The sequence below is a fragment of the Arthrobacter sp. ES3-54 genome, assembly GCF_029504395.1.
Lineage (GTDB): Bacteria > Actinomycetota > Actinomycetes > Actinomycetales > Micrococcaceae > Arthrobacter.
Genome location: NZ_JAQFIF010000024.1, coordinates 1 through 14,936, shown reverse-complemented (window position 1 = coordinate 14,936; position 14,936 = coordinate 1). Strand labels below are relative to the sequence as shown.

Sequence of the window (14,936 nt, the reverse complement as noted above, 5' to 3'; positions counted from 1 at the left end):
GCAGGCTACACACCCGTGTAGACGGTCTTGCCCCACGTGAAGAAGTCCAGTGCGGACTTCCCCTGTTCGCGGAACGTGTTGGTGGAGGAGTCCTTGACGCCGCCGAACGGCACGTTCAGGTCCAGCCCCGCCGTCGGACGGTTGACCTTGATGACCCCGGCCTGGGCGCGGGCGGCGAAGTCCGTGGAGAACGCCAGGGAGTCGGTGCAGATGCCGGCGGTGAGGCCGTAGCGGGAATCGTTGATCGCGGCGAGCCCGGCCTCATAGTCCGGGACCTCAAGGACGGCCACCACGGGCCCGAAAATCTCTTCGGTCACGGCGGCGTCGTCGAACGGCAGGTCGGTGAGGACGGCGGCCGGGAACAGGAAGCCGGCGTCCGTGCCGCCGTCGTAGGCACCGTGCAGCAGCGTGGCGCCGCGTTCGACGGCGGTGCGCACCGCGGCCTGGTTCTGTTCGAACTGCTGGCTGCTCACCACGGCACCCATCTTTGCGCCCTCGAGCCCGTCACCGGCGGTGTACTGCGCGGCCTCCGCCGTGAGGGCCTCAAGGAACGCAGCCCGGATGCCCGGCGTGACGTAGACGCGGGACGTGGCGGTGCAGGCCTGGCCAGTCAGGCCGAAGGCGCCGGCCGCCACCACCTGGGCGGCCTTGCGGGGATCGGCGTCGTCCAGGACCAGCACGCCGTTCTTGCCGCCCATTTCCAGCTGGACCCGGGCGCGGCGGGCGTTGAGGATCTCCTGCAGTCCGAGACCCACGTTGGTGGAGCCGGTGAAGGACAGCCCGGCGATGCGGGAATCGCGGGCCAGGGCGTCGCCCACCACGCGGCCCTTGCCGTGGACCACGTTGAACACGCCGGCGGGCAGCCCGGCGTCCTGCAGGGCGCGGGCCAGGTGCGTGGCGGAGAGCGGGGTGAGCTCGGCCGGCTTGATGACCACGGCGTTGCCGCTGATCAGTGCCGGGGCGGCCTTCCAGGCCGGGATGGCGATGGGGAAGTTCCACGGCGTGATGAGCCCGACGATGCCGAGCGGCTCGCGGCGGGTGGTGATGGTGGTGTCCGGCAGCCCGCTGGGCAGCACCTCGCCGGTGGCGGCCCAGCCGAGGGAACCGAAGAAGCGCAGCACGTCGGAGGCGCGCTTGACCTCGCCCTTGGCCTCGGCCAGCGTCTTGCCTTCTTCGCGGACGAGGTCCTCGGCGATGGCAGTCTGGCGGTCCAGGAGCAGGTTTCCGGCGGTCATCAGGATGGCGCCGCGGGCCGGGGCGGGCAGGGCCGCCCAGGCCGGCTGCGCGGCGGTGGCGGCGGTGATGGCGGCGTCGACGTCGGCTGCGGTGCCGCTGGGGGAGAGGGCGGCGAGCTCACCCGGGCGGGCCGGGTTCATCCGTTCGGTGTCCGCCCCGCCGAGCCATTCGCCGTTGATGAGGTGCCGGGCGGTGATGAGGTCCGCGGTGGCAGTTGAGATGTCTGATGCAGTGGAAGTCATGGTGTTCCTTCGGGAGAGTCGGAGCAGGGTATGTGCGGGGCGGCTAGAGCGGTTAGAGCCCGCGGATGAGGCCGCCGTCGCAGCGCAGCGCCACGCCCGTGATGTAGGACGCCGGGGCGCTGCAGAGGAACGCGGCGGCGGCGCCGAATTCCTCGGGTTCGCCGTAGCGGCGGGCGGGGATGGTCTTGCGGGATTCGAGCTGGATGTCCTCGGGCGTGGTGCCGCGCCGCTTGGCGGCGGCCTGGTCCAGTTCCGCGACCCGGTCCGTGGCGATGCGTCCGGGCAGGAGCATGTTGACCGTGACGGCGTCCAAAGCCACCTCGGCGGCGAGGGTCTTGAGGTAGCCGGCCAGCGCCGCGCGGCCGGTGTTGGAGACGGCCAGGTTGGGCAGCGGCGCCACGACGCCGCTGGAACCGACGGCCAGGATCCGTCCCCAGCGCCGTTCCCGCATGCCCGGAAGGATGTGCGAGACCAGGGCGTGGTGCGGTTTGACCAGTTGTTCGAACGCCGCGGCGATGTCGTCGGCGCCGAGCGTGGCGGCCGCGCCGGGCTTCGGTCCGGGACCGTTGAGGACCAGGATGTCGATGGGCCCGAGTTCCGCCACTGTCTGTTCGACGGCGGCGGCCACGCCTTCCGCGGTGCTCAGGTCTGCCTCGATGGCGACGGCGCCCGGCCCGTAGGCGTCCGTCAGCTCGGCGACGATCTCCTTGGCGCGGACCTGGCGGCGGCCGGTGATGGCTACCCGTACGCCTTCGGCCGCGAGGGCCCGGGCGATGGCGAGGCCGAGCCCGCCGGTGGAGGCGGCCACAAAAGCGGTCTTCCCGCTGATTCCGAGGTCCATTAGTTCCTCCCCGCCGTGGCGACGGCGATGGCGGCGGCCGGGTTCGGGCCGAGGGCCTTGGCGGCCTCGGCCAGATGCGTGCGCAACCCCGTCCGGAGAACCTCCGGGAAGGCCGCGGCCGGGGCCCGGACGCCGGCGTCGGCAATCAGTCCACGCTGGTGCAGGCATTCCTTGCGGACCGCCAGCGCGATCTTGGCCTGCTGTTCGAAGTTGATCAACGGCAGATACGGCAGCAGGGCGTCACGGGCGGCCTCGTAGCCGTCCTTCTGCCAGGCCCGCACGCAGGCGATGAGCGCTTCCGGGTAGGAGAACCCGGTCATCGCCCCGGCGGCGCCGGCCATGAGCTCGTCCAGCAGCCCCTGGCCGCCGAGGCCGCCGAACACGGAGACGTCCAGGGCTGCGGTCAGGTGTGCGATCGCCACGGACGTGGGCGGGGCCTCGGCCTTGACCGCGGTGACGAAGCTGCAGGCCTGCACTACGGAGATCAGTGCCTCGGTGCTGATGCTGACGCCGCTGGCCAGGGGGTAGTCCTGCAGCACCACGCTGGCGCCGGTGGAGTGGTGAATGGCGTTCAGGTGCGCGATGACCACGCCGGGGTTGGCGGAGTTGGCCTGCACCATGACAGCGGCCATCCGGTCGCCGGTGGCGGCCTGGATGGAACGGATTTCATCGACGGCCGTGCCGGTGTAGAGGGAGGTTACTCCCACCACGAGCGGCAGGCGCGTCTCCTCCATGACCACTTCCAGGACCAGGCTGCGTTCGGCTGCCGTCAGGGCCGCGGCCTCGCCGAACACGCCCAGGACCGTGAGCCCGGTGGCGCCGATCGACTCGTAGTAGCCCACGAGTCCGGCCAGGCTGTCCGTGTCGACATCCAGGGCGCTGCCCTGGAACGGTGTGGCGACGACGCCCCACACGCCGGGTGTCAGTGACTCCCGCATTGGTTTCTCCTTCTAAGCTTTTGTTGTTCTTCGAGCGGCTGAGTATCAGGCGGTGGAGGCTAGCGGCCCGGCCAGAGCGGCGGGCGCTTCTCCTGGAAGGCGCGGACGCCTTCGGCTGAGTCCTCGCTGTCCAGCGCCGCCATGAGGGCCGGGAGCCGGAGCCCGCGGGCCTCGGTGGCGGTCAGGTGCGCGGTCTGCGTGACCATCTGCTTGACCGCCCGGACGGAGGTGGGGGCGCAGGCGAGGATCTGGTCCAGCCAGCGCTGCACCGCGGCGTCGAGCTCATCCGCGGGGACCACCTCATTGACCAGGCCCATGGACTGCATCTCCGAGGCCTGGGCCTTCCGCCCGGTCAGGAGCATGCCCATCGCCTGGGTGTACGGGATCCGGCGCACCAGCTGGTGGATGCCGCCGTCGAGCGCCAGGCGCCCGACCCGCGGTTCCGTCAGCCCGAAGCGGGCGGTGTCCGCGGCGATCACGATGTCTGCGCCGAGCACGATCTCCATGCCGCCGCCGAGCGCGTAACCGTTGACCCGGGCGATCACCGGGATGTCCAGCGTGGTGCGCAGGCTGAGCCCGCCGAAGCCATTCGGGTCCAGACCCGCCCAATACTCGAGGCCGGTCTTGTCCACGGCGGACGCGGACATGTCCGCGCCCACGCAGAAGGCCCGGGTTCCGGCGCCCGTGATGACCACGGCCCGGACGTCGGGATCGGCTTCGAGCTGATCCCAGATGTCGTTGAGCCGGGCCTGGGCCCCGCCGTCGACGGCGTTGAGCACGTGCTGGCGGTCGATGACCACCGTGGCCACGTGGTTCTCGATGGTCAGGGTGACCTGGTCAACTGTCTGCTCTACTACGGCGGTCATCGCAGGACTCCCAGCTGCTGCAGGCGTTCGATGGTCTCGGCGTCGAACCCGTTCTCCAGCAGCACCTCAACGTTGTGTTCGCCGAGCCGCGGGGCCGCCCGGCGGATGGTGGGCGGGGTGGCGGAGAGCCGGATGGGCGCGTTGAGCATTTTCACGGTGCCGACGCCGGGGTGTTCTGCCTCGACGATCATGCCGTTGGCGTGGGTCTGCGCATCGGCCAGGGTCTGCTCCAGGGTGTGCACGGGGGCGTTGAGCAGTCCCTTGTCCTCCAGCTGGCCGGTCCAGTATGCGGTGGTGTTGGTGGCGATGCGCTCGCGGAAGATCGCCTGCAGTGCCGGCTTGTTCTCGAACTGCTGCTCCAGGTTGGCGAACTCGGGCCGCAGCGTGAGGTCCTCGTCCAGGCCCAGCGCCTCGGAGATCCGGGCCAGCGGGTCCGGGGTGAAGCCGCCCACCATGCAGACGGCGCCGTCGGTGGTTTCAAAGACGCCGCTGAGCGGCATGGCGCCCCAGTTGACCTCGTAGCCGCGGTTGAGCTGCATGCACGCCTCCTGCATCTGCAGGTGCAGCATGGAGTCGTACATGGTCACCTCCACCTTCTGCCCGACGCCGGAGCCCTCCCGGGTGCGCAGCGCCAGCAGGATGCCCTGCATGAGGTGCATGCCGGTGATGTAGTCGCACAGCGTGGTGGGGTAGATGGACGGCTTGACGTCGTCCGATTCGCGGCGCCACATGACGCCGGAGTAGGCCTGGGCGATCGCGTCCTGGCCGCCCTTGTGCGAGTAGGGGCCCTCGGGGCCGAAGCCGGTGCCGGAGGCCCAGATGATGCCCGGGTTCTGCTCCTTGAGGTCCTCGTAGCCGAAGCCCATCCGCTCCATCACGCCGGAGCGGAAGTTGCTGACCACCACGTCCGCGTCGGCCAGCAGCCGGCGGAGCACGGCCTTGCCGTCGTCGGTGCGGGTGTCCACGGAGATGCTGCGCTTGTTCCGGTTGATGGACAGGAAGATCGGGTTGTCTTGGCCGTCCTTGTCCGGGAACGAGTTGCGGGAGATGTCCCCGGCGCCCGGGCGTTCCACCTTGATGATGTCCGCGCCGTAGTCGCCCAGCAGCTGGGTGCAGGACGGGCCCATGAACACCTGGGTGAAGTCCACGATCTTGATTCCATCGAGGGGGAGCGGGGTGCCGGCAGATTCAGGAGCGGCGGCGGGGGCCGCCGTCGTGCCTTCTGCTGAGCTTGCTGCTGTTGTGCCTGACAGCAGTTCGTCGATGACGGTGCTCATGCCCCCACCACCGCGTCCACGTCAAGGGTGGCGTTCGACGACGGGACGTCGCCCGGGTCCGCGCCGTGCCGGCGCATGCCCTGCTGGATGTCCAGCGCGGAGACGTCGCGGACCAGGGTGCCGGTCTGGATCGCCAGCGCGGCGGCGACGCCGACGGCCTGGCCCATGGCCATGCAGGGCGGGATTTCGCGGGACATCTTCTGCGCCTCGGGGGTGGCGGAGTAGTGCCGGCCGGCGACCAGCAGCTGGTCCACTTCCTTGGGCAGCAGCGAGCGGAACGGGTAGTAGTAGTCGCGGCCGCGGGCCACGGTGTCGGCGAAGTGCCGGCGGGAGGTGACGTCGTCCTTGGTCATGACGTACTCGCCTTCCAGCAGCCGGGTCTGGCGGACGCCCATCTGGGACGCGACGTCGAGCATGTAGCAGTTCTCGAAGCCGGGCAGGTTGGCGCGGACGTAGTCCACAGCCTCGGTGATGCGGTCCCGTGCGGCGAACTCGGCGGCGGTCATGTCCGCCGGGTCGACGCCGTCGAAGCCGGTCATGTGCGGTGCGTTGCACCAGACGACGCCGTCGATGGGGGTCTTGAGCCACCACAGTTCCCAGGCACCGCCGAGGAGGCGCTTGATCTTGCGGTTGATGGCGCGGGCTTCCTTCGGGTTGGCCTGTTCGAAGGCTTCCGCGGCGTTGGTGTCCACGTTGCCGAGGCGGAAGACGAGCGTGGTGAGGTAGCTGTCCTTGACGTAGCTGGCGCCGGCCCGGGAGGCGACGTCGATGTCGCCGGTGGTGTCGATGACGATGTCGGCCATGAAGGCCTGCGGGCCGGACTTGGTCTCGCAGATGACGCCCTTCATGACGCCGTTGTCCACGATGGGGCGGGAGAACCAGGAATGCAGGCGAAGGTTGACGCCGGCCTCGCGGACGAGGTCGTTGGAGACGCGCTTCCAGCCGTCGGGGTCGAAGGCGGCGGCGTAGCAGACCGGCTTGGGGGTGGTGTGCGAGTGGAAATCGAAGGTGCCGTAGCGGCCCCACTTGTTCCACAGTTCCTCGGAGGTCTTGCGGTCATCGGCCGGCGGGACGATGGCCAGGCCCAGCTTCTGCAGGCGCTCGACGTACTCGGACACGATGCCCGTGACGGTGATTTCCTGGCCGTTGATCATGTCATCCAGGACCAGCACCATGCCGCCGGAGGCGAGGCCCCCGAGGGAGGAGTAGCGTTCCAGCAGCGTGACCGAGGCACCGGAGCGGGCCGCGGTGACGGCGGCGGCTACACCTGCGGGGCCACCGCCGACCACGAGGACGTCGGAGCGGGAGATGACGGGAGCGGTGAGGTCCGCCGTGGTGGTGCTGAGTTCCAGCGACGACATGGCTGTAGACGGGTTCATGGGGATCCTAACTTTTCCGGCGATGTGCCGTTGGAAGGGCGGCCGGTGACGTAGAAGACGGTGCTCAGGAGAGGATCGCGGCGACGCTGACCGCGAAATCGACCCGGCAGAGGGTATGACGCAGCGCGGCCCGTTGCGGACCTTACTGCGGGGTGTAGTTAAGGTTCCGGCGGACGTATCCGGACCGGACGGCGACGGCGGCTAGAGCCGGCCGATCACCACGCGTGAGGTGCGTTAACCCAGATCGCTACGCAGACCTCTTCGTAGCTGTTCTTGTACCAGTGAGGCGTATCCGAAGAAAAGGTGATCGAATCGCCTTCCTCCAGCGTGTAGCACTCGCCGTCCAAGAAGATGTCTTTCCGGCCGGAGAGAACGATGCCGAATTCCTCGCCGCTGTGCCGGAAAGGGGTGGCACTGGTGTCGTGGCCTGGCGGACTCACGATCCATTGGGCCTCAAGCGCACCGTTAAGGTCCGGGGTGAGCAGTTCATAGACCGCCTCGCCCACGGACTTCTTGGTAACGCCTTTAAGGTTTCGCCGCTCGGCCTTGCGGACCACGGGGGACCTGGTTTCTTCCTGTCCGATGAAGAACTTCCCAACAGGGATGTCCAAGCCGTGCGCCAGCTGGGCCAAGGTGGTGAAAGACGGATTGGCCAGGCCGCGTTCGATCTGGCTTACGATCGCCGGGCTGAGGCCGGTGACTTCCGAGAGCTTGGCAAGGGTCATTCCTTTGTCTTTGCGCATGTTGCGTACCTTGTTGCCTACGGTGGCAAGGAGGACGCTCGTGCCGGCTGGGGAAGATCCCGTGACGCTTTCGGTAGCCATGGTCCGACTTTCTCTTGGTGAGCTAACACACATAACTATAGTGAAAATTTTTAGCGAATCAATGGTTTTCGTAAAATTCTTTACGATTCCTGCCTTCCTTCCTGGATGTCCGGGCCTGGAGCCGGGACCCGTCCGGGACTCATCCGGGCCTGAATTGCGCGGGTTTCGCGCCCTGTCCGGGCTGGGCTCCCGATGCGCTCCCGCTCGGCCTGGCGCCATCGTCCGAGGTGAGGCCGTTTTTTCCGCAAAACCATTGACTCTGTGAAGATCTTCAATATAGTTGTGTGAGCCGCACCACTAAGAGTTCGACGCTTAGCGAACAGGAGTGGGGCGCAACCACCTTCTGGCGGAAGGTGCGCCCGGCCCGCGTTCGTGATCGCTCCCTTGTGCTGAGGCAGTGGCATCTGCCAAGCCATCCGCAAGCCTGATGTCGGCCGGTAAACTAGAGGCGCGTTCCTTAGCGATCCGTCCCTTGTTGCCGAGCTGGATGGCCCGTTTGCATTCAATCGCTACGAAGAGGCACGCGTAGCTATCTGGGCTAACTCACCTCCCATGTGGTGACCCGGTCCCGCCCTGCGGACCAAGCCAAACGATAGTTTCGATCACCGCCGACCCCACGAGGGCGTCCGCCGGTGATCCGTACCCTCCCGCGCCCCGAAGGCGAGGGGGAAGGAAAAGTATCATGACTGACACTGTCGTCAAGATTGACGTAGAGGGCGGCCGGAAGTCCCGGCTCTCTCCGGAAGTACGCCGCGGGCTGCTGGGCCTCGGGCTCGGGAACACCCTGGAGTGGTACGACTGGATGGTCTTTGGCCTTCTGTCGGCTTTCATCGGGCCAAAGTTTTTCCCGTCGCAGGACCCCGTTGCCGCAACGCTGAGCGCGCTTGCAGTCTTCGCCGTCGGCTTCGCATTCCGTCCGCTGGGCGGAATCATGCTCGGCACCCTGGCCGACCGGATCGGACGACGCCGGGTAATGCTCTGGTCCATCATGATGATGGCCGGCACCACCCTGGTCATTGCCCTGTGCCCCACCTACGACCAGATCGGTGCCGCCGCCGGCGTCATCCTGCTGGTCTGCCGCATCATCCAGGGCATCTCCACGGGTGTTGAAGCTCCGCTGTCCACCGCCCACGCGGTCGAACTCGTCCCCGAGGGGCGCGAGGGCTTTGTTGCCGGCATCATCTCCTTCTACGTCAACGCGGGCATCCTGCTCGCCTCGCTTGTCAGCTGGTTGTCATCCCTGATGCTCGGCGGAGCCGTTATGGCCGACTGGGGCTGGCGTGTGCCGTTCGTCGTCGGCGCGGCCTTCGGCTTTGTCGTTGTCTACCTTCGCCGGACGCTTCCGGAAACCATGAAGCCCGAGGAGCTGGCGGACAACTCCGCGAAAAAGGTCTGGGGCGGAGTGCGCAAGCACTGGCTCAGCGTGCTGGCCATCACGTTCGTCGTCGGAGCAGCGCAGGCGTACAACTACGCCTGGAACACGGGCCTGCCGACGGCGGCCCGCAGCGGCTTCAAGGAAGACGCGACCGCTGTCTTCGCGCTCACCACTGTCCTCGGCGTCGTGCTGGTTATCGGAAGCCTCATCATCAGCAAGGTCTGCGATGGCAAGTCGATCTCCAAGTGGTTCCTGATCACCCGCGCGCTGTCCATTCCGTCCGTCTTCCTGATGCTGATGTACGTCAAGCCCGGCATCGCCGGCTTCGCGGCCGTCCTCCTCGGCGGTTCCGTCGTGCTGGTCCTGAACATGACCCTGTACAACGTCGTCTGCAGCTCCCTCATGCCGAAGACTATCCGCGGCGCCGGAACTGCCCTCGGCTACGGCCTGGGCGTCGCCCTCTTCGGCGGCACGGCCTCCTACCTCCTGGTCTGGCTCCAGTCCGTGAACGCGTCCTGGATCTTCCCCGTGTACGTGGCTGTCCTGTCGACGCTCAGCATCGTCTTCTACCTGCTCGCCCGGAAGAAAAACGGCATCTTCATCGGCAGGTAAGAACTGCAGTGAAGAACGTGCCGGTAACAACGCCAGGACAGTGAAAACGGAAAGTGGGAACCCTCATGGACGCGATTCGCCCGGACGGAAGAGGCGTGGAGGCAAAAGTGATCTCCTTTGACCTCAGCGTGTCAGACGTGGAGCTTTACGAGGCAGCGCGTGGGCTGTTGCTGACCGCCCATCACAGCGAGAACCACCGGGTGGCCGCGGCCATGCGGGGTGAGTCGGGGGCTATTTACCTCGGACTGCACATTGGCGCAAAGCGCATCAATGTGTGCGCCGAATCCAGCGCCCTCGCCAATGCCCGCATGGCGCAGGAGGCATCAATCCACTCCGTGGTGGCCGTCAGCATGGACGGGCAGGGACAACCCCAGGTCACGAACCCCTGTGGCCTCTGCCGGGAACTGCTGCGTTCATACGGAACCGAGACCTCCGTCCTGGTCGATGCCGAGGGCGAAGTGGGGAAGGTCCGGATCAAGGAACTGCTGCCATTTCCCTGGATGCGGGCCGCGGAAACGGAGTGGGACACCCTTCCGCCCCGCGTGGAGGACAGCACCACCTAGCACGTCGGCCCAACTGGCTCGCAGCAGGGGCCGTTTTGAGCCCTCAGAACGGCCCCTGCTGCTAGTCAGTTGGGAGCATGGGGGCCACGACCGCAACCCTGCATGGCTCACTGAAGGCCGGGACCAAGAGTCCCGGCCTTCATGCGCGCGGGGCGTGCCGCCGTCGCCGGACGCGGTGCCGGCGCCGCCGTCGGTACCTGTGCCGAACAGAAACCGGGCACACAGAAAAGCTGGTGCAGCCGCCGCGTTTCCGCTAAACCACTGCACCAGCAGGTAGTACGAATTTTCTGAATACTATGAAACGTTACTCATTCGCGGCTCCCTATGTCCCGGGGGTTGATGACCGGGTCTCTACGTCTTCTTCAAGGTGCCTCGTCATCAGCCAGCCTGCGCCGGCCATTACTATGCCCATTACCATGAAGGCCCAATTGTCCATGGTGTTCAGCGACAGGAAGTTGGCCGCCGAATCCAAGCCGACGATGAAACCGTAAATGCTAAGGACGATGTACAGCAGACCGGAGCCCATGAGGAAATTCCGGGCGCCCAGGGCAGTCCGGGACATGGTCAGGCCGGTGGCGCCGATCGCGAGCTGAACGATGTTCAGCAACATCGACACCTGGAACAGGCCTAGGAACAGGGCCTTGGAATCAGGCCCGAAGAACCTCAGTTCGCTGTAGTTCGTAGTGATGCCGGGGATGAACCCCAAGATGCCCACGACGATCAGGACGATACCCACACCCATGCCAACGTTCTGTACATCTGTCCGACCAAAATGAACGCCATGCGCATGGGGAGATGCGGTAGTCATTTTCTGCCTCCAACCACTGATTGCGGACACTAACAATTTTACGACCCGGGTCTGGAAAAAGCGCCGGGAGGCCCGGACGGCGAATACGGCGGATCTGGGCAATGTGCCTGTCGGAAACCGGCCGGATGCCGGGCCCGTGGCACCATGGATCTCGATGAAACTGCGCGCTGATCAGACCGGACAACGTGGCCTTCCCATGCCCCTGTGGCTGCAGGGTGCCCTCGAGTCCGCCCAGGCCGCCGTCATTTCCGCCTTGGTGGTGGTGGCGCCGATCGTCATGGTCTGGGCCACGGCCGGATTCCAGCACAGCGGATTCGACGTCCTGGCCCGCCTGGCCGGCCAGGCCTGGCTGCTGATCCACGGCGTGCCCTTGCTGCTGGACACCCCAGGCGCAGGGTCCGCCGCGTACCCGGAATCCGGCACGCTCTCGCTTATCCCGCTGGGTCTGGCCCTCATCCCATTCCTGCTCGCATGGCGAGCCGGACGGCGCCTGGCCCGCGCCTCCTACACGGACCAGCTCTGGCAGGCGCTGCTCGGGTCCTGGCTGATGTACGCGGCGTTCGGGATCACTACTGGCTTCGTCTGCCGCGCGGCCGACGTCGGCATCAGTCTCTGGGCTGCCGCGTTCATTCCCCTCATTCCATTCGGGCTCGGCATGGTGGTGGGCGCGCGCCGCGAGGCAGGCTCTTGGAGCCGGCTGATCGGCGTCGACGCCGTGGCCTGGCTGTCCCGCACCAGCCAGCACTCCCGCTGGGCCGGGTCCTACCTTGGCTCGGCCATCAAGGCCGGATCGGTGGCGCTGATGGCGAGCCTGGCGATGTCGGCGGCGCTGCTCGCCGTCGACCTCTTTATTCACTGGAACCTCGTGGTCGCCGTCTATGAAGGGCTCGACGCCGGCGCGATGGGCGGCGGCGTGCTCGCCATCGTGCAGCTTGGCTTCCTGCCCAACCTCGTCGTGTTTGCCCTGGCCTGGATCTCCGGCTCGGGGTTCGCCCTCGGCGTCGGCTCGCTGGCCGGGCCGCTCGGGACCGCCGTCGGCCCGCTGCCGTCCGTTCCGGTGTTCGCCGCGCTTCCGTCAGGCTCGCTCGACTTCGGCTTCGTGGCCCTGGTGGTTCCGACGCTGGCCGGGGCGCTGGCCGGCTGGTGGTTCCTGCGCGAAGGCGAAAACCACTTCGACGAATGGCTGTCCATCAAGATCCGGGCCCGCTGGTTTACCGCCGCGGCCTCCACCCTGGTGCTGGGCGCGGTGATCGGCTCCGTGGCCGGGCTGCTCGCGGCGGGGCTCGCCTGGCTGGCCCGCGGCTCGGCCGGCATCGGGCGGCTGACGGAGATCGGGCCCGATCCGCTCCGCATGGCACTGTTCGTGGCCGCGGAGGTGGGGATCGGCGTCGTGATCGGCTATGCGGCCGGACCCTGGCTGGAACGCCAGCAGAAGCTGCGCGAGGCGGACCTGGAGACGGTCAACAGCCGCTGACAGCTTCTCTCTGACGCACTCCGAGGGCAGCTGCTAGCGCAGCTGCGTCGGCATGGAGTTCTCCAGCTGCGTCCGGCATTCCGAGGTTGCCTGCTGCGTCAGGGCGTGGCGGACGCACTGCTGGTAGTCGCGGATCTGGTTGAAGAACAGCGTCGAGGCCAGGATCACCAGCAGCATCACCGCTGAAACCACCAGCCCGGAAATCGTGCCGAACAGGACCAGCCGCGATTCCTTGTACTTCGCCGCCCGGATCAGCACCACGATGCCCAGCACAATCGCGGCCGCCGTGAGCAGGGCCGTCAGCCACAGGTAGCTCACGTCGAGCTGGAAGACGAAGAACGAGCCCAGGACCGCGACGATAAACAGCCGGAACAGGGTGTGGGTCAGCCGCGTGGATTCTTGGACCGCCTGGCCGCGCGGATGCCGGCCCGGCTGGCCGCTGCCGGAGTCCGTGGGGGAATTCATGTTTTCCAGCCTACGCGAGCGGCCCCATAAGCTAGGACCATGCGCATAGTAGTCCTTGTTTCCGGCACCGGTTCCAACCTCCAGGCAGTTATCGATGCCGTTAAGTCCGGCGCGCTCGACGTCGAGATCGCCGCCGTCGGCGCCGACCGGTCGGGGACTTTCGGGGTGGAGCGCTCCGCCGCCGCTGGCATCCCCACGTTCGTGGTGGACTTCAAGGCCTACCCGGACCGGGCGGCCTGGAACGCGGCCCTGACCGAGGCTGTCGCCGGCTTCGCCCCGGATGTGGTGGTGTCCTCAGGCTTCATGCGGATTGTCAGCGCGGACTTCATCGACGCGTTTGGCGGCAAATACCTCAACACGCACCCGGCGCTGCTGCCGTCCTTCCCCGGCGCCCACGGTGTCCGCGACGCGCTGGCCTACGGTGTGAAGGTCACCGGCTGCACGGTGCACTGGGCCGACGCCGGGGTGGATACCGGCCCCATCATCGCGCAGGAAGCCGTGGCGATCGGGGACGGCGAGACCGAGGAATCCCTGCACGAGCGCATCAAGGTCGTGGAGCGCCGGCTCCTGGTCTCCACCCTGGCATCCCTGGCCGCGGCCCGGCACGCCCCTGCCTAACCCGCCCGCCTGATTCCCTGTCTGGCCCCCTGCCTGATTTCCCCGATGCGCTATCACTTGGAGTGGTTCTCAGCCCTCAGAACAGCCTGAAGTGATAGGGCATCGAGTGGCCGGCGCGTAGCGGCTTTTCCGGCTAAACCAAGTAGTCGGACCCGCAAAGCGAGTACTCGGGCCGAAAGTCAGGTACTGCCGGGCCGAAAGTCAGGTATTTCCGCGCCGGTGCAAGTTGTGGAATGGGCCATAGTCTGGCGCAGTCTCATTCATTCTTCGCATCTTCCGGGGGTTCTACGTGTCTCGATTCAGCATGGCCAAAACAAGTCCAAAAGTCCTGTGTCTCACTGCGGCGCTCGTTCTGGGAACGGGCGCCGTTTCTGCTGCTTTCGCGGCGACTCCAACGTCGGCAGGTGGGGAAATCAAGGGGTGCTTCAACAACAACAACGGCGGCGAGCTGCGGGTACTCCCGGCGGGGTCTTCGTGCGATTCCAAGAAGGAAACCGCGATCTCCTGGAACGTCCAGGGCGTCCAGGGCGCCACCGGTGCCCAGGGGATCCCGGGGATTGCGGGTCCGCAGGGCATCCAGGGACTGCCCGGCCTGCTGGGTGACACCGGTGCCACAGGCGAGACCGGTGCCATGGGGGCCACAGGCGAGACCGGTGCCACGGGCGAGACGGGTGCCACGGGGGCCACAGGTGAAACGGGTGCCCAGGGCGAGAAGGGTGATACGGGTGACAAGGGCGATACCGGGGCCACGGGCAGCACAGGCGAGACAGGAGCCGTAGGTGCTACAGGTGAGACGGGCGCCCAAGGCGTCCAAGGCGAGAAGGGCGATACCGGTGACAAAGGCGACACCGGCGCCACAGGCATTGCCGGGGAGGCCGGCCTTCAGGGCGAGACCGGTGCCACCGGCGCTGCCGGCCCCATGGGTGCCGTCGGACCGGTCGGCCCTGCAGGTGCAAAGGGTTCGACGGGTGCAACCGGCGCAACCGGTGCCGCAGCTTCCACCAGTGTGAGTGTCGCGTCGGCCAGCGGCTCAACGCTCACTGTCGTAGCCAACTGCCCGGCCGGCCACGTCGCCACCGGCGGCGGCTTCTCGGTCAACAGCAGCAACGGCAACCAGGTCGTGGCCAGCCAGCCGGTAGTGGCCGGAGGGGGTCAGCCCACCGGCTGGTCCGTCACCCAGCTCAAAGCAAACGCCCTCTCGGTATCCGTGACCTGCATCCAGTAGCCGGGTGACCTAACCACAGACGACGGCGCCCCTCACCTGTCGCAGGTGAGGGGCGCCGTCGTGATTTCCCCGATGCGCTATCACTTCGGGCGGTTCTCAGCGCGGCAGAGTCATATGGTCGCAGCAACGCTCTGATTGATGGAGCGTTAGATGGCCAGAGTGTTTTCCCTCGATGCGCGCACTGAGTTCTTCG

General features: G+C 67.1%; 14 protein-coding genes. 5 read left to right on the top strand and 9 right to left on the bottom strand.

The window, feature by feature from the left end:
* Nucleotides 1-5: 5 nt before the first annotated feature.
* From M2428_RS21365 to M2428_RS21335, 7 genes are all read right to left on the bottom strand, one after another.
* Nucleotides 6-1,478 (bottom strand): aldehyde dehydrogenase family protein, encoded by a 1,473-nt coding sequence (locus M2428_RS21365; protein WP_277527982.1) that lies wholly within the window; start codon nt 1,476-1,478, stop codon nt 6-8.
* 52 nt (nt 1,479-1,530) lie between these two features.
* Nucleotides 1,531-2,319 (bottom strand): SDR family oxidoreductase, encoded by a 789-nt coding sequence (locus tag M2428_RS21360; RefSeq protein ID WP_277527981.1) that lies wholly within the window; start codon nt 2,317-2,319, stop codon nt 1,531-1,533.
* Nucleotides 2,319-3,257 carry a dihydrodipicolinate synthase family protein gene (locus M2428_RS21355; protein ID WP_277527980.1) on the bottom strand — a complete coding sequence of 313 codons (939 nt, stop codon included), beginning with the start codon at nt 3,255-3,257 and terminating at the stop codon, nt 2,319-2,321. Before M2428_RS21355 ends, M2428_RS21360 begins: the two co-directional genes overlap by 1 nt.
* A gap of 59 nt (nt 3,258-3,316) precedes the next feature.
* Entirely contained in the window at nt 3,317-4,123 is an 807-nt protein-coding gene (locus M2428_RS21350) for an enoyl-CoA hydratase-related protein (protein WP_277527979.1), read from the bottom strand.
* Nucleotides 4,120-5,400, bottom strand: a complete 1,281-nt coding sequence (locus tag M2428_RS21345; RefSeq protein WP_277527978.1) for a CaiB/BaiF CoA-transferase family protein — start codon at nt 5,398-5,400, stop codon at nt 4,120-4,122. The genes M2428_RS21350 and M2428_RS21345 overlap by 4 nt, the downstream gene beginning before the upstream one ends.
* Nucleotides 5,397-6,779, bottom strand: a complete 1,383-nt coding sequence (locus tag M2428_RS21340; RefSeq protein ID WP_277527977.1) for an FAD-dependent oxidoreductase — start codon at nt 6,777-6,779, stop codon at nt 5,397-5,399. The genes M2428_RS21345 and M2428_RS21340 overlap by 4 nt, the downstream gene beginning before the upstream one ends.
* 215 nt (nt 6,780-6,994) lie before the next feature.
* Entirely contained in the window at nt 6,995-7,603 is a 609-nt protein-coding gene (locus tag M2428_RS21335; RefSeq protein ID WP_277527976.1) for a cupin domain-containing protein, read from the bottom strand.
* A 682-nt stretch (nt 7,604-8,285) separates the two neighbouring features.
* On the opposite strand from M2428_RS21335, the gene M2428_RS21330 reads away from it, so the two are divergent.
* Nucleotides 8,286-9,590 (top strand): MFS transporter, encoded by a 1,305-nt coding sequence (locus M2428_RS21330; protein WP_277527975.1) that lies wholly within the window; start codon nt 8,286-8,288, stop codon nt 9,588-9,590.
* 95 nt (nt 9,591-9,685) lie between these two features.
* On the top strand, nt 9,686-10,153 hold the full coding sequence (locus M2428_RS21325; protein ID WP_277527974.1) for a hypothetical protein: 468 nt from the start codon (nt 9,686-9,688) through the stop codon (nt 10,151-10,153).
* A gap of 322 nt (nt 10,154-10,475) precedes the next feature.
* Here M2428_RS21325 and M2428_RS21320 read toward each other — a convergent pair whose 3' ends face one another.
* Entirely contained in the window at nt 10,476-10,895 is a 420-nt protein-coding gene (locus M2428_RS21320; protein WP_277527973.1) for a DUF4383 domain-containing protein, read from the bottom strand.
* Nucleotides 10,896-11,115: 220 nt separating this feature from the next.
* Between M2428_RS21320 and M2428_RS21315 the strand changes: the two genes are divergently transcribed.
* Nucleotides 11,116-12,435, top strand: a complete 1,320-nt coding sequence (locus M2428_RS21315; RefSeq protein WP_277527972.1) for a DUF6350 family protein — start codon at nt 11,116-11,118, stop codon at nt 12,433-12,435.
* Nucleotides 12,436-12,468: 33 nt separating this feature from the next.
* On the opposite strand, the gene M2428_RS21310 is transcribed toward M2428_RS21315, so the two are convergent.
* On the bottom strand, nt 12,469-12,900 hold the full coding sequence (locus tag M2428_RS21310; protein ID WP_277527971.1) for a hypothetical protein: 432 nt from the start codon (nt 12,898-12,900) through the stop codon (nt 12,469-12,471).
* A 39-nt stretch (nt 12,901-12,939) separates the two neighbouring features.
* On the opposite strand from M2428_RS21310, the gene purN reads away from it, so the two are divergent.
* The gene (gene purN, locus M2428_RS21305; RefSeq protein ID WP_277527970.1) at nt 12,940-13,518 is read left to right on the top strand and encodes a phosphoribosylglycinamide formyltransferase; all 579 of its coding nucleotides are present in this window, start codon (nt 12,940-12,942) and stop codon (nt 13,516-13,518) included.
* 304 nt (nt 13,519-13,822) lie between these two features.
* A complete protein-coding gene (locus tag M2428_RS21300; RefSeq protein ID WP_277527969.1) occupies nt 13,823-14,743 on the top strand; it encodes a hypothetical protein in 921 nt (306 codons plus the stop codon).
* The last annotated feature ends 193 nt before the right edge of the window (nt 14,744-14,936 follow it).